This is a genomic window from Streptomyces sp. NPDC050145, assembly GCF_044460245.1.
Classification (GTDB): Bacteria; Actinomycetota; Actinomycetes; order Streptomycetales; family Streptomycetaceae; genus Streptomyces.
Genome location: NZ_JBITJS010000006.1, coordinates 200,399 through 221,611, shown reverse-complemented (window position 1 = coordinate 221,611; position 21,213 = coordinate 200,399). Strand labels below are relative to the sequence as shown.

Genomic DNA, 21,213 nt, shown 5'->3' with positions numbered 1-21,213 from the left:
ATGCGACCCGAAGGGTCTGCATTTCAGGGGCGCGGGGAACTGCGCGACCAGCCCCCACCGGACCCGCAGCCGCACACCAAGCACACCCCGCAGACGAAGACGCGCTCAGCGCAACGCAGGCTCGGCCAGACTGAGCGTGCCGGACTCCGCGTCGAGAACCGCCCGCACCCCCAAGGGCACGGTCAAAGACCCCACCCCGTGCCCGAACCCAAAGTCGTCCACCACAGGAACCCCGAGCCCGCCCAGCCGGTCCACGAGAAGATCCCGCACGGGCTCACACTCCGCCCAGGACCCGAGAACGAACCCCGCGGCCCCGTCGAACCACCCCGCCCGCGCCAACTGCGTGAGATACCGGTCGATCCGGTACGCCTCCTCCCCCACGTCCTCCAGACACACCAGCCCGCCCCGCGCGAAGGCCCGCACCGCCGGCGCCCCCAGCTCCGCCGCGAGCAGACACAGGCATCCGCCGAGCAGCAGCCCCTCCGCGACCCCGGGCACGAGGACCCGGTGATCCCCCAAGGCGGCGATCGTCCGCACCGACTCCGGTTCGAACAGCGTGGCCCACAGATGCTTCTGCGCCCGGTCGTCCGTGGGGAAGTTCGCCGCCGCAACCATCGGCCCGTGCAGCGTCGACACTCCGAGCCGGACCGCGAACGCCTCGTGCAGCGCGGTGATGTCGCTGAACCCGACGAACACCTTGGGCCGGGCCGCCCGCATCGCCTCCCAGTCGAGCAGCTCGACCATGCGCTGCGCCCCGTATCCGCCGCGCGCGCAGAACACGGCGTCGATGTCCGGGTCGCACCAGGCCGCCTGAAGGTCGGCGGCGCGGCCCGCGTCGGAGCCGGCCAGGTAGTCGAACTCCGGGTGGGAGTCGAGGACATGGGCGCCCACCACGGGTTCCAGGCCCCAGCCGCGCAGCACGTCGAGGCCCGCCGCGAGCCGCTCCCCGGGCACGGGCCCGCTCGGCGCGACGACGGCGACCCGGGCCCCGGGGGCGAGCCGCTCGGGACGGAGCAGGGACTCCGGCAAGGTCACTTGTTCAGCTCCAGGGTCGGGATCCCGGCCGGATGCAGCCCGAACACCTGGGCGTACAGGGAGAGTTCGGCCTCCAGCGCCCTTCTCATCGTGTCCGCCCTGCGGAATCCGTGGCCCTCGCCCTCGAACGCGATGTACGCGTGCGGCACCCGCCGCCCCTCGCTCTCGATCCGCGCGAGGAAGCGCTCGCACTGGGCGGGCGGGCAGATCACGTCGTCGAGTCCCTGGAGCAGCAGGAACGGGACGGTGATCCGCTCGGGGTGCTCGGCCGGGGAGCGCTCGGCGTAGCGGGCGCGGACCTCGGCGAGCGGTCCGACGAGCGACTCCAGGTACCGGGACTCGAAGTCGTGGGTCTCGCCCTCGGCCCAGCCGGTGAGGTCCAGGATCGGGTAGATGACAGTGCCGCACGCGTACACGTCCGTGCTCGTCAGGGACGCCGCGCTGGTCCAGCCGCCGGCGCTGCCGCCGCGGACGGCGAGCCGGTCCCGGTCGGCGGTGCCCTCGTCGGCGAGCGCGAGGGCTACGGCGGCGCAGTCCTCCACGTCGACGACGCCCCACTGCTCGCGCAGCCGCTCGCGGTACTCCCGCCCATAACCGGTCGAGCCGCCGTAGTTGACCTCGGCGACGCCGATGCCGCGCGAGGTGAAGTAGGCGATCTCCAGATCGAGGACGAGCGGGGCGTGCCCGGTGGGGCCGCCGTGCGCCCACACGACGTACGGCGGGAGCTCGTCGTCGGGGGCCGCGTGGGCGGGGCTGTGCGGCGGGTAGATGTGCGCGTGGACGTCCCGTCCGTCAGGTCCGGCGAAGGTGCGGATCTGCGGCTCGGGGTAGTACGCGGGGTCGACCGGGTCGTCGTGCGCGGCGCCGATGACGCGGGCCCGCCCGGTGCAGGTGTCGAGCTCGACGACCTCGGCGGCGGTGCGGGGGCTGGCGGCGACGCCGACGACGCGGGTGCCGTGCGCGGCGAGGGTCGAGCCCCAGGCCGTCCAGGGTCCCGCCGCGTCGACGACCTCGCCGGTCTCGGGGTCGAGGATGCCGAGCGCGGTGGAGCCGACGCCGTGCACGACGGCGATCAGCCCGCCGGGCAGCGGCGTGAACCAGTTGAGGCCGATCTTCCACAGCGGCCCGCCGAACTCCTCCTCGCGCGGACACAGCGGCCGGGCCGGCACCGGGTCTTGCCGTCCCGAGCGCAGGTCGAGGCAGTACAGGTTCCACCAGCCGTCGGCGTCGCCGGAGTACAGGAGTGCGCCGTCGGCGGTCCAGTCGGCCTGGCAGACGGATTCCTCCGGACCGCCGGCGACGACCTGCGCGGGGCCGAAGGTGCCGTCCTCGCGGACCTCGGCGAGCAGCAGTTCGGTGCCGTCCCAGGGCATGCGCGGGTGGTCCCAGGCGATCCACGCGGCGCGGCGGCCGTCCGGGGAGAGCCGGGCTCCGGTGACGAACCGGTGGGCGCCGTCGGTCAGTTCACGCACCGCGCATCGGTCCTCGGCGGCCGATCCGTCGAGCGGGACGGCGGCGACGACGCGGCGTACGTCGCCGGGGCCGTCGCCGGTGTACTCCTCCAGGACGCACCACACCTCGCCCCGCTCGGGGTGGAACACCGGGTCGGCCCAGCGCAGGCCGCCGCCGACGGCGGACACCGGGGTGAGCGGGCGCGGCTCGGCGTCCGGCGCGTCGGGCTCGTAGGCGTACAGGCGCTGGTCGGCGAAGTGCACGAAGACGACGAGGGGGCCTTCGGGGCGGTCGGTGCCCGCCCAGGGGACGCCGCCGTACTCGATGACGCGGCTGCGCACGTTCCACGGCGCGGGCAGCACCGAGTGCTCGGTGCCGTCGGGCCTTCGGCGCACCAGGGCGCGGCGGCCGCCCTCGGCCGGCCGCGGTTCGGTCCACCACGCCTCGTCGCCGACGTAGCCCACGTACTCCGGCCGGCCGTCGTGCGCGGCCGCCAGCGCGGCGTCGATCGGCGACGGCCACGATCCGTACGACTGGATCTCCACCATCTCGTCCCCGCCCCCCATGTGTCCTGAGGCCTCCATGTCCTTCGCGTCCGCCATCTTCGCCCAGTCCGTTCGCTTCTGTCTGCCTCGTGCGCTCAGGCCGTGCGCAGGAACCGGTCGAGGACGCGCACCCCGAAGTGCAGCGCCTCGACCGGAACCCGCTCGTCCACTCCGTGGAACAGGGCCTGGTAGTCGAATCCCTCGGGCAGCTTGAGCGGCGCGAAGCCGTAGCCCGTGATGCCGAGCCGGGAGAACTGCTTGGCGTCGGTACCACCCGACATGCAGTACGGGACGACATGCCCCTCGGGGGCGAACTCCTCGACGGCGGCCCGCATCTTCGCGAAGGCGGGCGCGTCGACCGGCGCCTGGAGCGCGACCTCGCGGTGGTGGTACTCCCAGTCGACGTCGGGCCCGGTCAGCGCGTCGAGCGTGGCCCTGAACTCGTCCTCGGTGCCCGGCAGGTACCGTCCGTCGACGTGCGCGGTGGCCTCGCCGGGGATCACGTTGATCTTGTAACCGGCGGACAGCATCGTCGGGTTGCTGCTGTTGCGGACGGTCGGCGCGACCAGGTCGGCGGCCGGGCCGAGCTTGTCGAGCAGCGTGTCGACGTCGAAGTCCGGTGCGTCGACGTCGGTGTCGATGCCGTAGACCTCGGCCATCTCGGCGAGGGCGGCGCGGACGGTGGGCGTGAGCCGCACCGGCCACCGGTGGTCGCCGATCCGGGCGACGGCTGCGGCGAGCCGGCTCACCGCGTTGGCCGGATTGACCTTGGAGCCGTGGCCCGCCTTGCCGCGCGCGGTGAGCTTCAGCCAGCCGGTGCCGCGCTCGCCCGCCGCGATCGGGTAGAGCTGCCGGCCCGCGCCGTCGTGGAAGGTGAAGGCGCCGGACTCGCTGATGCCCTCGGTGCAGCCCTCGAACAGCCCGGCGTGCTCCTCGGCGAGGAAGCCGGAGCCGTCCTCCGCGCTGGCCTCCTCGTCGGCCGTGAAGGCGATGACGATGTCCCGCCGGGGCCGGAAGCCGACCCGCGCCCAGTTCCGCACCGTCGCGAGGATCATCGCGTCCATGTTCTTCATGTCGACGGCGCCGCGGCCCCAGACGACGCCGTCGCGCACCTCGCCGGAGAAGGGATGCACGCTCCAGTCGGCGGCCTCGGCCGGGACGACGTCGAGGTGGCCGTGGACCAGGAGGGCGTCGGCGCCCGGGTCGGTGCCCTCGATGCGGGCGACCACGTTGCCACGCCCCGGGGTGCGCTCCAGGAGCGTCGGCTCGAGGCCCGCCTCGGACAGCAGCGCGGCCGCGTACTCGGCGGCGGGGCGCTCCTTGCAGTCGCCGCCGCCGCGGTTCGTGGTGTCGATGCGGATGAGGTCGGACGTGAAGGTGACGACCTCGTCGAGCGCCTGCTGATCGACGGCGCCGAAGTGGGTGGGCTGCTCAGCCATACTGCTCCTCCACCGCGGCCGAGGCGATCGTGGTGACCGCCTTGAAGGTGCGGATGCCCTCGTACATGGTCTCGTGGGTGTAGGCGATGCGGCGCTCGCCGGTGCGCTCGACGCCGGGCACGACGGTCGACGCCATGGCGAGGTGCTCGGCGTCGAACTCGACCTCGACGGTGAACGGCCCCGCCTGCACCGGCTCGTGCCGCACGGCGATCGACGCGGCGTCCTTGGCGGCGGCGCGGATGTCGGCGGCGGTGCGGGCCGGGGTGCGGCACACGGCGGCGTACCGGGAGACATGGTCCTTGACGGCGACCTTGCGGGCCTCCGGCGCGTACCCGAGCGCGTCGTCGCACGCGTGGTCGTCGCCGGTGACCAGCACGACGGGGACGCCGTACTCGGCGACCACGTGCGCGTTGAGCAGGCCCTCGCTCGCGCGCGCTTCGTTGACCCACACGCCCGTGATCTGGTTCGCCAGGTACGTGTGGGCGAGGACGCCCTCCATGCCGGCGCCCGCGTGGTAGCCGACGAACGCGATGCCGTCGACGTCCCCGTGCTGGACGCCCTCCACCATGGACAGCGACTTGTGCCGTCCGGTGAGCATCTCGACGCGCTCGTCGAGCCGCTCGAGGAGCAGATTGCGCATGCTCCAGTGCGCCTCGTTGATCAGCACCTCGTCGGCGCCGCCGTCGAAGAAGCCGAGCGCCGCCGCGTTGACGTCCGAGGTGAACATCGCGCGGCAGCGCTCCCACTGCGGGGTGCCCGGAAGCACGTCGGCGGGCCAGGTGACTCCGGTGGCGCCCTCCATGTCGGCGCTGATGAGGATCTTCATGGCCAGCACCGTACGCGGATCGGGCCGCCCCTCACCAGGCCTGTGGACAACCCCCAGTGGTGTAGTCCAATGTCCCACCCGGAAGGCCCAGTTCGCGCACGTCACAGCCCTGCGAACGGAAGGCTCAGGGGCGCCGGCCCACGACCATCCACGTCGACGGCAGCTCCAGCCACGCGCCGTCCGCGGCGCGCTCGGTCGTGGTCAGCGGCAGTTCGCCGGCGGCGAGGACGTCCAGGCCCGCGGCGGCCACGTACTCGGGGACCGCCGCGTCGGACACCTCGCCGGGCGCGATGCCGTGCGCGAAGACGGGGGCCAGCTTCGGCGGCGGGCCCGACGGCGACTGGGCGAGCCCCTGCAGGATCGGCCGGGCCCGCTCGGACAGCTCGACGACGAAGCCGCAGCCCCGCTCGCCGACGAGCGCCGCGACCGCGTCGACGAGCCGCTGCCGGTCGGCGGGGTCGCTCTGGTGCAGGACGCCCCGCATGTAGACGTTCACGTCGCCCAGTTCGGCGTGCAACATGCCCACCTGGTCGTTGTCGGTGCCGTCGATGCGCCGGTACTCGGCCTGTTCGGCGCGGTCGGCGGCGCGGGCCCGGTCGACGGCGGCGACGGACAGGTCGACGCCGACGACCTTGCGGTAGCGGTCGGCGAGGAAGCGGGTCTGCGTGCCGTTGCCGCAGCCGAGGTCGACCACGGGAAGGCCGGGAGACGCCAACCGCGGTTCGAACAGGGCGACATGGAGGGCGGCGGTGAGGGCGGGCTCGGCGTCCCAGAAGACGCCGCCCGGCTCTTCGGGCGCGTTCTCCCAGAAGCTCTCCCACGCATCCTTGTAGCGCTCGGTCACGCTCATGGGCCCTCCCGGTGGTCCGCACAGCGCCGTCGGTCGACGTGTCCGATCGGTCTACCGTGCCCCGCGCCGTCCCACAAGCGGGCCTCGGCCGGGCGCCCGGGTCAGCGTGCCGTCAGCTCGAACCAGACGGTCTTCCCGGTCGCGGTACGGCTCGTGCCCCACTCCCGCGCGAGGCGGGCGACGACCCGCAGACCGCGCCCGAACTCGTCGCCCGGACCGGCGTTGAGCAGCGTCGGCAGGGTGTGCTCGGCGTCCTCCACCTCGCACAGCAGGGTGCCGGACCGGATCAGGCGCAGCTGCACCGAGCCGCCCCGCGCGTGCCGCACCGCGTTGGTCACGAGCTCGCTCACCATCAGCTCGGCGGCGTACTCGGCACCCGGCAGCCCCCACAGGGCGAGCCGCTCCCGGACCAGGGCGCGCGCCCGCGCCACCTGGGCGGGCTCGGCGGGCAGCTCCCAGTGCGCGACGTCCCCGCCCTCGATGCCGGCCATGCGGACCATGAGGAGCGCGACGTCGTCCTTGCGTCCGCCACGCGTGGCGAGCGAGCGGATGATGGTGTCGCAGGCGTCGTCCATGGAGGCCGCCGGGTGCGCGGCGGACTCGCAGAGCGTCGCGAGCCCCACGCCGATGTCCTCCCCGCGCACCTCGACCAGGCCGTCGGTGCACATCACGAGGCGGTCGCCGGGCGCGACGGGCACGGTCACCGACTCGAAGGGGACGCCGCCCACGCCGATCGGCGCCCCCGTCGGCAGGGCGAGCAGCTTGCTGCGGCCGTCCTCCGCGCGCACCACCACGGGCGGGATGTGCCCCGCGTTAGCCAGGTGCAGCTCGCCCGCGATCGGGTCGTAGACGGCGTAGAGACAGGTCGCGAGGTAGGTGTCGCCGAGGCGGTGCGCCAGGTCGTCGAGGTTGCGCAGGAGCTGGGCGGGCGGCAGGTCGAGGGCGGCCATCGTCTGCACGGCGGTGCGCAACTGGCCCATCATCGCCGCCGAGTTGAGCCCGTGTCCCATCACGTCGCCGACCACGAGCGCGGTCCTGGCCCCCGGCAGCTTCACGGCGTCGAACCAGTCGCCGCCGACCCGTCCGAGCAGCGTGCCCGGCAGGTACCGGGTGGCGATGTCGCAGCCCGGCAGGCGCGGCGCGATGCGCGGCAGCATGCTGTCCTGCAGCGTCTCGGCCACCGACTCCTGGTACGTGTACATGCGGGCGTTGTCGAGCACGAGCCCGGCCCGCGCGGCGAGTTCGGCGCCGGTGACGCGATCCATGTCGTTGAAGACCGGCCGCTCCCGGTGGCGCAGCAGGATCATGAACCCGAGGACCACGTTGCGCGCCTTGAGCGGGACGACGAGCATCGAGCGGTGCGTGATCAGCGGCCGGATGTCCCGCTTCTCGAACTGGCTCGCGATCGCGTTGCCCATCTCCTCGGAGATGTACGGGACCAGGACCGGATCCCCGCTGGTCATGCACTGGAAGAACGGGGTGTGCACGGGGAACGGCATGGACTCGCCGACCGGCACCACGTCGTCCCAGCGCCCCGGTTCGTCGGTGTGCTCGAGGGCGACGCGGTGCCACAGCGTCGTCGCGTCGGGCGGCCCTTCGGGGAACCCCTCGCCCGCCACCACCTGCTCGCGCAGATAGGTGCCGGCCACGTCGGTGAAGCGGGGGACGACGGCGCGGCTGACCTCGACGATGGTGCGGGACAGGTCGAGGGAGGAACCGATGGCCCCGCTCACCTCGTTGAGGAACTCGAGGCGCTCACGCACCGCCACGTACTCGAGGTCCTCAAGATCCTCGGCATTCTCGGCGTTCTCGGCGTTCTCGGCGTCGTCGAGCGGACTGCGCGGCGACGGCAGCCCGGCCGCGGCGGCGCGGGCCGCCTCCGCGCGCCGCTGCTTGCGCTCGGTGCGGCGCGAGACACCCCAGTCGGCGGTCACGGGCACACGGTCGTGGTGGCTGAACTCCAGGACTGGATAGCCCAGTTCGAGCACCTGAGCGGCGATCCGGGCGCTCTCCCCGACGCTCATGCTCGGCAGGATCTCCGGGAGCGCCCGGGCCAGTTCGTCGGCGGCCGGGAAGTCGGTGTGCCGGGCGAACCCCGGGGCGAGCTGCTCGCTCACCGGTCCCGCACCGGCCGCGTCCGCCGCGAGCACGAGCAGCCGCTCGGGCCCCGGGCCCGCCAGGGGGTACGCCCACCAGAGCACGTCGATCCGGTCCGGGTGCCCCGCGCCCGCGTCCAGCCGGGCCCGCCCGCAGGCCGGGTACGCGGCCCGCCCGTCCTGCGGCAGGGCGCCGCTCACGGGCAGCAGATCGGTGGCGGGTCGGCCGACGGCGTCCTCGCGGGCGGGACCGAACAGGCGGCGGGCGCCGGTGCTCCAGTGGGTGACGTCGCCGGTGTGGTCGATGACGACCACGGCGAGCGGAACGTGGCCCTGCGGGGCTTGACCCGTTCCATTCATCGCCGCGCTCCCTCCGTCTGGCCGCCCTCTATTCACGGTACGGGTGGGATGACGGGCCCGGGGCCCGGACGCCGAAATTCGTCCGCGGCTCCGGTGGGGGCTGGTCGCGCAGTTCCCCGCGCCCCTGAAATGCAGACCCTTCGGGTCGCATTTCCCCGATGAGGCGCAGCCTCATCAGGGGCGCGGGGAACTGCGCGAGAAGCCCCACCGGCCGTCAGCCGACAACGAGAGGGTCGAAGTTACGGCGCGTCAGTCCTCGTGGCCGAGCTGGAGGTCCCGCTCGGTGCGACCGCCCCCGGCAACCTGAAGCACGGTAGCCACCGGAGGGTAACCCGCCGCGATCACCGTGTACTCCCCGGACGAAAGGTCGACGAACCGGAACGCCCCGTCCCCACCGGTGGTCAACGTGTCGACGACGTTCCCGGCCGCGTCCAGCAGCGTCACCCGCGCGTCCTCGACCGGCCGCCCCCCGAGCGCCCGCACCGTCCCCCGGAGCACCGCCCCGCCCGCGAGCTCGACGTCCTGCCGGGTCTCCCGCGCGGCCATGACCGTGACGGGCAGCGCGGCGGGCCGGAACGCGGGCGCGCTGGCGGCCAGCGTGTACTCCCCGGCGACGAGTTCGGAGATGACGTAGCCGCCCTCGCGCCCGCTGCGGGTGGTCGCGACGACCTCTCCGTGGACGTTCGTCAGCGTGACCGTCGCCTCCCGGACGGGGGATCCGTCGGCCGTGACGACGGACCCGGCGAGCCGTCCCGCGCCGCCGAGGACCACGTCGAGCTCGACGGGCCGCTCCCCCACCGTGACGGTGACGGCCTGCGGCTGGTGGCCCCCGGCCGCGGCGATCAGCACGTACGAGCCGGAGCCGGGCGTCGAGAGGGCGTACCGCCCGTCGTCGCCGCTCGCACCGCGCCCGATCTGGGTGCCGCCGACGTCGATGAGGGTGAGCGCGGCGCGCGCCACGACGGTGCCGTCGGGGTGCTGGACCGTGCCGCAGACCGGGATTCCGGCGGCGTGCGCGGCCCGCTCCTGGGCCGGGATCACCGGGTGCGCGGAGGAGGAGGTGGAGGCGGCGCTGGACAACAGAGGTGTCTCCTTGAGGAAGAAGGCGAGCAGCAGGCCGAGGACGAGGACCGGCACCAGGTAGAGGAAGATCCGGGGCATCGCGTCGGCGTACGCCTCGATGTACGGGGTGCGCAGCGCCTCGGGCATCGCGTGCACGAGCTGCGGGGTGATCGATTCGGCGTCGGGGCCGTGGCCGCCGGCGGGCAGCCGGTCGGCGAGGGAGTCGGCGAGCCGGTTCGCGAAGAGCGTGCCGAAGATGGCGGCGCCGACGCTGCCGCCGATCTGCCGGAAGTAGTTGTTGGCGCTGGTGGCGGTGCCGAGGTCGGTGGGCCGTACGGAGTTCTGCACGGCCAGGACGAGCACGGGCATGATCAGGCCGATGCCGGCGCCGAGGACGGCCATGTAGACGCTGTACTCCAGGCGCGGGGTGTCGACCTCGAGCCGGGAGAGCAGATACATGCCGAGCGTGGACAGGGCGCTGCCGAGGATCGGGTAGATCCGGTAGCGGCCGGTGCGGCTGATGAGCTGGCCGGAGAGGACGGAGGCGCCGACGACGCCGCCCATCATCGGGAGCATGAGGAGCCCGGACTCGGTGGCGCTGGCGCCGTCGACCATCTGCAGGAAGGTCGGCAGATAGCTGGCGGCGCCGAAGAGGGCGACGCCGACGACCATGCCGACGAGCCCGCTGAGGTTGAACACGGAGTCGCGGAACAGCCGCAGCGGGATGAGGGGTTCGGCCGCGTACTTCTCGGCGACGACGAAGAGCACGGCGCAGACGGCGGCGCCCGCGCCGAGTCCGACGATGACCCGGTCGCCCCACGCGTACTCGGTGCCGCCCCAACTGGTCAGCAGGACCAGGCAGGTGGAGGCGGCGGCGAGCAACAGGGCGCCCAGGACGTCGAGTCGGGCCTTCTTCGTCGGCTTGGGGAGTTTGAGGACCGCGGCCGTGACGGCGAGGGTGACCAGGCCGAAGGGCACGTTGATGTAGAAGCACCAGCGCCAGGACAGGTGGTCGGTGAAGTAGCCGCCGAGCAGCGGTCCCGCGACGGAGGCGAGGCCGAAGGCGGCGCCGATCAGGCCCATGTAGCGGCCGCGTTCGCGCGGCGGAACGATGTCGCCGATGATCGCCTGCACACCGATCATGAGGCCGCCGGCGCCGACGCCCTGGACGGCGCGGAAGGCGATGAGCTGGTCCATGCTCCCGGCCCGGCCCGCGAGTCCTGAGCCGATGATGAAGACGACGATCGCGAAGAGGAAGACGCCCTTGCGGCCGAAGAGGTCGCCGAGCTTTCCGTAGATCGGCAGACCGATCGTGGAGGTCAGCAGGTAGGCGGTGATCGCCCAGGACATCTTGTCGAGGCCGTGCAGCTCGCCGACGATCTTCGGGAGCGCGGTGGCGACGATCATCTGCTCCAGCGCGGCGAGCAGTAGCGCGAGCATCAGGCCGACGAAGACCATGCGCACCCGGCGCGGGCTCAGCCCGTGCCCGGGGAGCGGAGGCGGGGCGGCTTCCTGCGGCGGGTCGGCCGCGGTGACCGGTTCCGGGGCGGGGGCCGTCACCGGACTCCCCACCGGCTCGGTCTCCAGCGTCGTCGTGCCCACCTGCCACTCCCCTCGTCGCCCTTGCGCCGCCCATTTCTCGCATTACGCGACAACGGGGGGCAAGCGCGACGAGATGCCGCTCAGGAGGACAGGGGAGGCGAATGCGCCGGTCGGAGCCCTACGGCGTACAACCGGCGCGAAACGAAAACCACTCGAAACGGTGAGCGGTGAATCGGTGCGCGAGGCGCTTCTGCCGGGCTACTTCTCCACCTGGGTGGCGAGCTTGGCGAGGACGGCGTCGTAGATGCGGCCGAGCCCCTTGGGCGCGAAGGTCTTCTCGAAGAAGCCGCCGATGCCGCCCGCACCGTTCCACACGGTCGTGACGACGACGCGGGACTGCCCCTCGCCGGCCGGGGTGACGCGCCAGGTCGTGACCATCGAGGAGTTGCGGTCCTTCTCGACGAGCTCGCCGTCGGTGGGCTCGGTGACCTCGAGCAGGCAGTCGCGGACGCGCTTGCTGGTGGCCTGGAGCTTCCAGTGGACGAGGGTGCCCTCGCCGTCGCCGCCCTCGCGGACCTCGTACTCGCTGAAGTGCTCGGGCAGCAGCTTCGCGCGGGTGCCGTTGTAGTCGGCGAGGGCGTCGAACACGTCGTCCGGCTTCGCGGCGACGACACGCTCCGTGATGGCCTCGACCTGCGCCATGACTCTTCCTCCAGCACTTGAGTTCTTCAGGGGGTTCTTCAGGGGTCACCCCTTGACTGCGCCCAGCCAACCACCCGGCACAGCGGCCACCAAATCCGGCCCCGGAAAGGGTTCGCACGATCAAGGGAACATGTGTTCTATTCTGTGGCCAGTGCTAGCGAGGAGGCGTCATGCGCTGGGAGAACCTCACGGACCCCACGAGCTCCACGGACCCCACGGAGCCCACGGACGACGGGCGGACCGAACACGGCCGCGCGCCCGACGCCGCGCTGTTCGGCGCGGACGCGGTCACGACCCGCACGATCGACACCCCCGAGTTCGCCGGCGTCACGTTCCACGAGATCCGGGCCCGCTCGATCGTCAACCGGGTGCCGGGCGCGTCCCGGATGCCGTTCGAGTGGACGGTCAATCCGTACCGCGGTTGCACGCACGCGTGCGTCTACTGTTTCGCCCGCAACACCCACCGCTATCTCGACCTGGACACCGGCCTCGGCTTCGACAGCCAGATCGTGGTGAAGGTGAACGCGCCGACGCTGCTGCGCCACCACCTCGCCTCGCGCCGCTGGCACGGCGACCACATCGCGATGGGCACCAACGTCGACTGCTACCAGCGCGCGGAGGGCCGCTACCGCCTGATGCCGGGCATCCTGGAGGCGCTGCGCGACTACGCGAACCCGTTCAGCATCCTGACGAAGGGCACGCTGATCCTGCGTGACCTGCCCCTGCTGCGGCAGGCCGCCGACGTGACCGACGTCGGGATCTCGGTGTCGGTCGGCTTCGTCGACCAGGAGCTGTGGCGCACGGTGGAGCCGGGCACGCCCGCGCCCGAGCGCCGGCTCGACGTCGTCCGGGCGCTCACCGACGCGGGGATCGACTGCGGGGTCCTGATGGCCCCGGTGATCCCCTTCCTCGGGGACCGGCCCGAGCAGCTGCGGGCCACGGTGCGGGCGGTCGCGCAGGCCGGCGCCACCTCCGTCACCCCGCTCGTGCTGCACCTGCGCCCCGGGGCCCGCGAGTGGTTCATGGCCTGGCTCGGACGGCACCACCCGTATCTGGTGCGCCGCTACGAGCGGCTGTACGCAGAGGGCGCGTACGCCCCGAAGTGGTACCAGCGGCGGGTCACCCGTCAGGTGCACGAGCTGGCGGAGGAGTTCGGGATCGGACCGTCCCGGGCGGCGCTGCGGCGCCGGGTGCCCGAGCCGGAGCCGGAGGCGGAGCCCGGACCCGCGACACCCACTCAGCTGACGCTCCTGTGACCGCAATCGGGTCAAATTCCCACCGAACAGGTTCTTCCGGGCGCCCACTCCGGGACGATGCGGCTGGGCCGTGGACTCGCGGTCCTCCCCTTCACCCTGGGAGGCTCCATGAAGAAGCGCGCAGTCGCACTGTGCGGCGTCGCCGCCCTGGCCGCCGGTGCCGTCACCCCCGTCACCGCCGCCGCGGGCCCCGCGTCCACCCCGTCCACCGCCGCTTCCCCCACCTGGAAGAAGTGCGGCACCAAGAGCTACCCGACCCTCCAGTGCGCCTCCCTGAAGGTGCCGCTGGACCACGACGATCCGCACGGCCGGCAGATCACCATCGCCCTGTCCCGCGTCCCGCACACCGCGAAGAAGTCGCAGGGTCCGCTCCTGGTGAACCCCGGCGGCCCCGGCGGCAGCGGCCTGACCCTCGCCGGGTTCGTCGCGTCGAGTCTGCCGAAGAAGATCGCCGCCCAGTACGACGTGATCGGCTTCGACCCGCGCGGCGTCGGCAAGAGCAAGCCGGCCCTGGACTGCAAGCCGGGCCACTTCGACCCGGTACGCCCCTCCAGCGTGCCGACGACGCAGGCGATCGAGACGGCGAACCTGAACCGGGCCCAGGCCTTCGCGCGCGCGTGCGGCGAGAAGTACGGGGACCTCCTGCCGTTCATGGACACCGTCTCCAGCGTCAAGGACATGGACGCGATCCGCCGCGCGCTCGGCGCCCCGAAGCTCAACTACTTCGGCTACTCGTACGGCACCTATCTGGGCGCCGTCTACGCCAAGTACTTCCCCGAGCGGGTGCGGCGCTTCGTGCTCGACTCGATCGTGGATCCGACCGGGGTCTGGTACCAGGACAACATGTCCCAGGACCTCGCCTTCAACGCCCGCCACCAGGCCTTCCTCGCCTGGGTCGCCCGGCACGACGCCACGTACAAGCTGGGCAAGGACCCGGCCGTGATCGAGGCGAAGTGGGACGCGATGCGGGACGCGCTGGCGAAGAAGCCGGCCGAGGGGAAGGTCGGCGCCGGCGAGCTGGAGGACACCTTCCTGCCGGGCGGCTACTTCGACGGCTACTGGCCCTTCCTCGCCGAGGCCTTCGCCGCGTACGCGAAGAAGAAGGACACGGACCCGCTGGTCGAGGCGTACGAGAACTTCGCGGCGGTCGACGCGGCGGGCGACAACGGCTACAGCGTCTACACGGCGGTGCAGTGCCAGGACGCGCGGTGGCCGCGCAACTGGAACCGCTGGAGCGTCGACAACCGGCACATGAACGAGAAGGCGCCGTTCTCGACATGGAACAACGCCTGGTACAACGCGCCGTGCGCCTTCTGGCCGACGCGTCCCGGGCATCCGACGGACGTCGTGAACCACGCGGTGCCGCCGGTGCTGCTGTTCCAGGCGACGGACGACGGGGCGACCCCGTACGAGGGCGGCGTCGAGATGCACCGGCAGCTCGCCGGTTCGAGCCTGGTCGTCGAGGAAGGCGGCGGCAACCACGGCATCACGCTCAGCGGCAACGACTGCCTCGACGACCACCTGTCCGCCTACCTGGCGACCGGGAAGGTCCCGCGCGGTGACGGCGGCGCGGCGGACGCGGTCTGCAAGAAGCTGCCCGACCCCAAGCCGCGCACCACGAAGGTGCTCCCCCGCTCCTCGGGCGGCACCGCGCTGCACGGGCTGCTCGGCTTCCGCGGCTGAGAGCCCTCCCGCCCCCTCCCGCGCTCCCGGTCTCCGTCAGGAGGCCGGGAGCCGGGCCAGTGCCGCGGCCGCCGCCATCGCGAGCCGCGGATGCGCGCTCGCCTCGGTGAGCACCTCGCGGGCCCGGGGGTCGGCGAGACTGCCGAGGCCCTCGACGCAGGCGAGCGCCACCTTGCGGTACGGGTCGTGCGGGGCGAGGCGCCGGCGCAGCGTGGCGATCAGGGCCGGGGCCGATTCGGGGGCGCGCAGCCGGGTCAGCAGCCGGACCGCGTGGAGCGCGTAGGCGACGCGCAGTTCGTTCGTGGCGAGGGCGGCCGCCGCCCGGGCGGTGCGCGGGTCGCGTAACGCGGCGAGCGCGTCCGCGGCGGCCGCGCAGCGGTCCGGATCCCGGTGGTTGAGCAGCAGGACGAGGGCCTCGAACGCGCGCCGGTCGCCCGCGCACCCGAGCCGGTGAGCGGCCAGCTCCCTCGCCCACAGCGGCTGTTCGGGCGCGGTGAGCACCGCGGCCAGGGAGTCGCGGTCCTCGGTCGCGGCGAGCCGCTCGAAGGCGGGCGTCCCACCGGCTTCCTTCCGGATGCGTTCCGTCACCGTTCGCGACTCTTCGTCCATGGCGGCCAGGGTAGACGCGCCCGGCCTGCGGCGACATAGATCACAGCGAAAGACCAACCCCGAGGACTGGCGCGCTCGTTACTGGGTGGTTAAGCTCAGTTGAGCGGGGCACACTCTCCCGCAGCACCACTCCAGCGGCCTGGTGACGCAGCCGCCCGAGTGTCAGTCGGTTCGGTACCGCACTTCGCAGTACCAGCACTGCTTTTCTCAGTACGGCACGGCTCCGGGACAGGGCCGTCCGGCTTCGCCCCGCGACCCGCCCTGCACGGCCGGTCGCGCGGATCAACTCCCGTACGCCCTCCGCCTTCCCGGCGTCCGCGTACGACCCCTCAGTCGTCACCCTCACTCCTGGAGTTCCCGGATGGACGCTCCCCTGTCCCCTCTTTCGACGATCGCCGTCGTCGGTCTCGGCACGATGGGCACCGGCATCGCCGAGGTGCTCGCCCGCGCCGGCCGCGAGGTCATCGGCATCGACATCAGCGAGGCCGCCACGGGGCAGGCCGTCGCCGCCCTGGAGGCCTCGACGGCGCGTGCGGTGCGCCGTGAGCACCTCACCGAGCAGCAGCGCGCGGACCTGCTCGCCCGCTTCCGTACGTTCACCGACCTGCAGGCCGCGGCCGACGCCGACCTGGTCATCGAGGTCGTGCCCGAGTCGTACGAGATCAAGCAGCAGGTCTTCCGGGACCTGGACGCGATCGTGCGGCCCGAGACGATCATCGCGACGGGCACCAACGCGCTGTCCGTGACCCGGCTCGCCGCCGACTCGGCCCGCCCCGAGCGCGTGCTCGGCCTGCACTTCTTCAACCCGGCGCCCGCGATGAAGCTCGTCGAGGTCGTCTCCAGCGTGCTGACCGCGCCGACCGCGGTCACGGCCGTCACGGAGCTCGCCGTCGAGCTGGGCAAGGAGCCCGTCGCGGTCGGCGACCGTCCCGGTTTCGTCGCCGACGGCCTGCTCTTCGGCTACCTCAACCAGGCCGCCGCGATGTACGAGGCCAAGTACGCCTCCCGCGAGGACATCGACGCCGCGATGAAGCTCGGCTGCGGTCTGCCGATGGGCCCGCTGGAACTGCTCGACCTGATCGGCATCGACACCGCGCGCACCGTCCTGGACGCGATGTACGCCGAGTCCCGCGACCGGCTGCACGCCCCCGCGCCGATCCTCAAGCAGCTCGCCGAGGCGGGCCTGACCGGCCGCAAGGCGGGCCGCGGCTTCTACTCGTACGAGGAGCCGGGCAGCGAGGTCGTCGTGCGGGACGCGCTGACGCCGCTGACCGACGCGGACGCGACCGCGACCCGCACGGTGCGCTCCGTCGGTGTCGCCGGGTCCGGCACGATGGCCTCCGGCATCGTCGAGGTGTTCGCGAAGGCCGGCTACGACGTCGTGCTCGCCGCCCGCAGCGAGGAGAAGGCGGAGAAGGCCAAGGCCCGGATCGCCAAGTCGCTCCAGCGCTCCGTCGACAAGGGCCGGATGACCGCCGAGACCGCGGAGCAGACGCTCGCGCGGATCACGCCGGCCGGCACCTACGAGGCGTTCGCCGATGTCGACCTGGCGCTCGAGGCCGTCGCCGAGGACCTGGAGATCAAGCAGCAGCTGTTCGCCACGTTCGACAAGGTCTGCAAGCCGGGGGCGATCCTGGCGACGACCACCTCGTCGCTGCCCGTCGTCGCCTGCGCCCGCGCCACGTCGCGACCGCAGGACGTGATCGGCATGCACTTCTTCAACCCGGCCCCGGCGATGAAGCTCGTCGAGGTCGTGCGCACGGTCCTGACCGGCGACGACGTGCACGCGACCGTGCGCGACCTCACGCTGAAGGTCCGCAAGCACCCGGTGGACTGCGGCGACCGCGCCGGCTTCATCGTGAACGCTTTGCTGTTCCCGTACCTGAACAACGCGATCAAGATGGTGCAGGAGCACTACGCGACGCTGGACGACATCGACGCCGCGATGAAGCTCGGCGGCGGCTACCCGATGGGTCCGTTCGAACTGCTCGACGTGGTGGGCCTGGACGTGTCCCTGGCCATCGAGAAGGTCCTGCACCGCGAGTTCCGCGACCCCGGGCTCGCGCCGGCGCCGCTCCTGGAGCACCTGGTGGCCGCGGGCTGCCTCGGCCGCAAGACGGGCCGTGGCTTCCGCGAATATGCCCGGCGCTGAGTCGGGGACGGGAGTCGCGTCGGACGCGGGTTCGGACGCGGGTTCGGACTGGGGCGGGCTGCTCGGGGAACCGGGCGGCCCGCTGACCGGGGAGCGTTTGGGAACGTACATGCAGTACGTTCGGGTCATGCCCAAGGCCGATCAGACCTCTCGTACCCCAGCTCAGCCCGACGCTCCGGCGGAGATGAGCGCCGCGGGCACCCGCGCCGCCGCCCAGCGGCTCAAGATGCGCCGCGAGCTGGCGGCCGCGGCGATGGAGCTGTTCTCCACCAAGGGGTACGAGGCGACGACGGTCGACGAGATCGCGGCCGCGGCGGGCGTCGCCCGCCGCACCTTCTTCCGGCACTTCCGCTCCAAGGAAGAGGCGATCTTCCCGGACCACGACGACACGCTCGTGCGCGCGGAGGCGGTGCTCAACGCGGCGCCGCCGCACGAGCACCCGCTCGACACGGTCTGCCGGGGCATCAAGGAAGTCATGAAGATGTACGCGTCGTCGCCGACGGTCGCCGTCGAGCGGTACCGGCTGACGCGTGAGGTGCCGACGCTGCGCGAGGCGGAGATCGCCTCGGTGGCCCGGTACGAGCGCCTCTTCACCCGGTACCTCCTCGGGCACTTCGACGAGCAGGCCCACCACGACGGCAACGACGACCCGCTGCTCGCGGAGGTCGCCGCCTCCGCCGTCGTCACGGCGCACAACCACGTGCTGCGGCGCTGGCTGCGGGCGGGTGGCCAGGGCGATGTCGAGACCCAGCTCGACCACGCCTTCGCGATCGTGCGCCGGACGTTCGGCACGGGCATCGGCGCCGGCCGCACCCCCGCCTCCCCGCCGCCGGCCCAGGTCTCGACCTCCGGGGAGGTCCTGGTCACGGTGGCCCGCACGGACGCGCCCCTCTCCGAGATCATGCACACGATCGAAGAAGCCCTGCACAACCGCTGAACCCGGCCCCGGAGGCCCGCCCGGCCTCCGGGGGCTCGGACCGAGCGAGGACGAGGGACTCATGGAGACGAAGCCGGGGCACGTCCCGCAGCGCCAGGCCGCCGCTCTCGCCCTGTGGCGGTGGCGTGCGCCGCTGCTCCTGTTCGAACCCGACGCGGAGTGGGGCCTCGACCGGTCCGTGCTGGAGTCACTGTTCCGGCTGGCCGCATCGCCTCCCGGTGAGCAGTCGGACCGCGCCTACCTGCACGCCATCGCGGAACTGCGCACGGCCCCGCTCTTCACCTCCGAGGTCGACCCGGACACGGTCCAGCTCTTCCAGCTGGAGACCATCAGCAATCTGCTGACCTTCGGCGAGCTGCTCGACGAGCCCGCCGGGGACGCGGCCGACCGCGTGGTCGAAGCCTCCGCGAGCCTGGCGCACTACCTCGACGAGCTCGTCGAGGGCTCCTTCCACGCCCACCCCGCCGAGGAAGCCCACCACGCGTACCTCGCCGGCCTGACGGACCAGGTGCGCGGCGGCTACTTCGCCTCACGCCACGCCACCGTCGAGACCGCCTGCCACGACGCTCTCGGGGGTCTCCCCGATGCCGACCCCACCGGCCTGACCGACTCACCCGCGGGCCGCGCGCTGCTCGCCCTCTGCGAGAACTTCGGCGAAGAGCTCGTCACCACGATGCGCTGGCTCCGCACGACGGGTCACTAGCGATCACGCCCTGAGCCTGAGCCGGATGCCGCGGGCGCGCCGCCGGGGGAACGCTCCCGGGCAGCGTGCGCGCGGCGACCCGACGGCACAGCCCCACCGCACCCCCGTCACCCCCGTCACCCCATCGGCAGAACCCCCCGTGTCGCCGCCCGTGTCGCCCCCACCCCCACTGGCACGCAGTGCCATACATTCCGCGCCCTCGACACCCCGCCCCACCCCATCCCCGCCACCCGTGATCGATCATCGATCCCTTTCGGCGCCCGGAAACCCCCTCTGACCACGGATGATCGATCATCGCTCAGCTGGGGCGCAAAGATTTCAGCTGAGCGAAATTGATGGCACGCAGTGCCTTGTGCACCGTCACGGCGTGCCATACGTTGAAGGTGTCCGGGCGGCCGGCGTGCAGAGAACTTCCGTACGCCGGCTGTCCCCGCAAGCCTCGACCGACCGTGGCTCGCGCGCCCGGACGCCTGCGTCACAGGCAACCTTCCGCGCCACACCAAGCGCTGCCAGAGCACCACCCGCCGAACCGACGGCACCGCACCACCACCCGCAGCAGCCCCATACCGACCCCGACTCAGCGTTCCCCTCAGACGCTCATCGCCGGAGGCACCACCGTGAAGGAAATCCTGGACGCGATTCAGTCGCAGACCGCCACGTCTGCCGACTTCGCCGCCCTGCCGCTGCCCGACTCGTACCGCGCGGTCACCGTGCACAAGGACGAGCAGGAGATGTTCGCCGGGCTCGCGAGCCGCGACAAGGACCCGCGCAAGTCGCTGCACCTCGACGACGTCGCGCTGCCGGAGCTCGGCCCGGGCGAGGCCCTGGTCGCCGTCATGGCCAGCTCCGTGAACTACAACTCGGTCTGGACCTCGATCTTCGAGCCGGTCTCCACCTTCGGCTTCCTGGAGCGTTACGGCCGGCTCAGCGAGCTCAGCAAGCGCCACGACCTCCCGTACCACGTCATCGGCTCCGACCTCGCGGGCGTCGTCCTGCGCACCGGCCCGGGCGTCAACGCCTGGAACCCGGGCGACGAGGTCGTCGCGCACTGCCTCAGCGTCGAGCTGGAGTCCTCGGACGGCCACAACGACACGATGCTCGACCCCGAGCAGCGCATCTGGGGCTTCGAGACGAACTTCGGCGGCCTCGCCGAGATCGCCCTGGTCAAGTCGAACCAGCTGATGCCGAAGCCGGACCACCTGAGCTGGGAGGAGGCCGCGGCCCCGGGCCTGGTGAACTCCACCGCCTACCGCCAGCTGGTCTCCCGCAACGGCGCCGGCATGAAGCAGGGCGACAACGTCCTGATCTGGGGCGCGAGCGGCGGCCTCGGCTCGTACGCCACCCAGTTCGCGCTGGCCGGCGGCGCCAACCCGATCTGTGTCGTCTCCTCCCCCGAGAAGGCCGCCATCTGCCGGGCCATGGGCGCCGAGGCGGTCATCGACCGCAACGCCGAGGGCTACAAGTTCTGGAAGAACGAGCACGAGCAGGACCCGCGCGAGTGGAAGCGCTTCGGCAAGCGCATCCGCGAGCTCACCGGCGGCGAGGACGTCGACATCGTCTTCGAGCACCCGGGCCGCGAGACCTTCGGCGCCTCCGTCTACGTCACCCGCAAGGGCGGCACGATCGTCACCTGCGCGTCGACGTCCGGCTACAACCACGAGTACGACAACCGCTACCTGTGGATGTCGCTGAAGCGGATCGTCGGCTCGCACTTCGCGAACTACCGCGAGGCCTGGGAGGCCAACCGCCTCATCTCCAAGGGCAAGATCCACCCCACCCTGTCGAAGGTCTACTCCCTCGAGGAGACCGGCCAGGCCGCCTACGACGTGCACCGCAACCTCCACCAGGGCAAGGTCGGCGTCCTCGCGCTGTCCCCCGAGGAGGGCCTGGGCGTCCGCGACCACGAGAAGCGGGCCCAGCACATCGACGCCATCAACCGCTTCCGCAACATCTGATCCGCTGGG

Annotated in this window: 15 protein-coding genes; 6 read left to right on the top strand and 9 right to left on the bottom strand. The window is 72.4% G+C overall.

Annotation, left to right across the window (positions count from 1 at the left end; all coding sequences use genetic code 11):
• Window positions 1-105: 105 nt before the first annotated feature.
• The 8 genes from ACIBTU_RS14500 to ACIBTU_RS14465 form a co-directional block, all read right to left on the bottom strand.
• On the bottom strand, window positions 106-1,035 hold the full coding sequence (locus ACIBTU_RS14500; RefSeq protein WP_399126418.1) for an LD-carboxypeptidase: 930 nt from the start codon (window positions 1,033-1,035) through the stop codon (window positions 106-108).
• On the bottom strand, window positions 1,032-3,035 hold the full coding sequence (locus ACIBTU_RS14495; protein ID WP_399126577.1) for an LpqB family beta-propeller domain-containing protein: 2,004 nt from the start codon (window positions 3,033-3,035) through the stop codon (window positions 1,032-1,034). Before ACIBTU_RS14495 ends, ACIBTU_RS14500 begins: the two co-directional genes overlap by 4 nt.
• Before the next feature lie 92 nt (window positions 3,036-3,127).
• Window positions 3,128-4,471: a M20/M25/M40 family metallo-hydrolase gene (locus ACIBTU_RS14490; protein ID WP_399126417.1), complete on the bottom strand. Its 1,344-nt coding sequence runs from the start codon at window positions 4,469-4,471 to the stop codon at window positions 3,128-3,130.
• On the bottom strand, window positions 4,464-5,297 hold the full coding sequence (locus ACIBTU_RS14485; protein ID WP_399126416.1) for a M55 family metallopeptidase: 834 nt from the start codon (window positions 5,295-5,297) through the stop codon (window positions 4,464-4,466). Before ACIBTU_RS14485 ends, ACIBTU_RS14490 begins: the two co-directional genes overlap by 8 nt.
• Before the next feature lie 124 nt (window positions 5,298-5,421).
• Window positions 5,422-6,147 (bottom strand): class I SAM-dependent methyltransferase, encoded by a 726-nt coding sequence (locus ACIBTU_RS14480; RefSeq protein WP_399126415.1) that lies wholly within the window; start codon window positions 6,145-6,147, stop codon window positions 5,422-5,424.
• Window positions 6,148-6,248: 101 nt separating this feature from the next.
• Window positions 6,249-8,603 (bottom strand): SpoIIE family protein phosphatase, encoded by a 2,355-nt coding sequence (locus ACIBTU_RS14475; RefSeq protein WP_399126414.1) that lies wholly within the window; start codon window positions 8,601-8,603, stop codon window positions 6,249-6,251.
• Between the two features lie 249 nt (window positions 8,604-8,852).
• The gene (locus ACIBTU_RS14470; protein ID WP_399126413.1) at window positions 8,853-11,267 is read right to left on the bottom strand and encodes an MFS transporter; all 2,415 of its coding nucleotides are present in this window, start codon (window positions 11,265-11,267) and stop codon (window positions 8,853-8,855) included.
• Between the two features lie 198 nt (window positions 11,268-11,465).
• A complete protein-coding gene (locus ACIBTU_RS14465; protein ID WP_399126412.1) occupies window positions 11,466-11,909 on the bottom strand; it encodes an SRPBCC family protein in 444 nt (147 codons plus the stop codon).
• Window positions 11,910-12,079: 170 nt separating this feature from the next.
• On the opposite strand from ACIBTU_RS14465, the gene ACIBTU_RS14460 reads away from it, so the two are divergent.
• Both ACIBTU_RS14460 and ACIBTU_RS14455 read left to right on the top strand, forming a co-directional pair.
• Window positions 12,080-13,165, top strand: coding sequence for an Rv2578c family radical SAM protein (locus tag ACIBTU_RS14460; RefSeq protein ID WP_399126411.1), 1,086 nt, complete (start codon window positions 12,080-12,082; stop codon window positions 13,163-13,165).
• Window positions 13,166-13,273: 108 nt separating this feature from the next.
• Complete coding sequence (locus ACIBTU_RS14455; RefSeq protein WP_399126410.1) at window positions 13,274-14,848, top strand: alpha/beta hydrolase; 1,575 nt, start codon at window positions 13,274-13,276, stop codon at window positions 14,846-14,848.
• 36 nt (window positions 14,849-14,884) lie between these two features.
• Here the strand turns inward: ACIBTU_RS14455 and ACIBTU_RS14450 are convergent, their stop codons facing one another.
• Window positions 14,885-15,457 (bottom strand): adenylosuccinate lyase, encoded by a 573-nt coding sequence (locus tag ACIBTU_RS14450; protein WP_399126409.1) that lies wholly within the window; start codon window positions 15,455-15,457, stop codon window positions 14,885-14,887.
• A 361-nt stretch (window positions 15,458-15,818) separates the two neighbouring features.
• On the opposite strand from ACIBTU_RS14450, the gene ACIBTU_RS14445 reads away from it, so the two are divergent.
• The 4 genes from ACIBTU_RS14445 (at window position 15,819) to ccrA (ending at window position 21,204) form a co-directional block, all read left to right on the top strand.
• A complete protein-coding gene (locus tag ACIBTU_RS14445) occupies window positions 15,819-17,609 on the top strand; it encodes a 3-hydroxyacyl-CoA dehydrogenase family protein (protein WP_399126408.1) in 1,791 nt (596 codons plus the stop codon).
• 109 nt (window positions 17,610-17,718) lie between these two features.
• Complete coding sequence (locus ACIBTU_RS14440) at window positions 17,719-18,546, top strand: TetR family transcriptional regulator (RefSeq protein ID WP_399126407.1); 828 nt, start codon at window positions 17,719-17,721, stop codon at window positions 18,544-18,546.
• A 61-nt stretch (window positions 18,547-18,607) separates the two neighbouring features.
• A complete protein-coding gene (locus tag ACIBTU_RS14435; RefSeq protein WP_399126406.1) occupies window positions 18,608-19,249 on the top strand; it encodes a hypothetical protein in 642 nt (213 codons plus the stop codon).
• A gap of 617 nt (window positions 19,250-19,866) precedes the next feature.
• A complete protein-coding gene (gene ccrA, locus ACIBTU_RS14430) occupies window positions 19,867-21,204 on the top strand; it encodes a crotonyl-CoA carboxylase/reductase (RefSeq protein ID WP_399126405.1) in 1,338 nt (445 codons plus the stop codon).
• Window positions 21,205-21,213 lie beyond the last annotated feature (9 nt).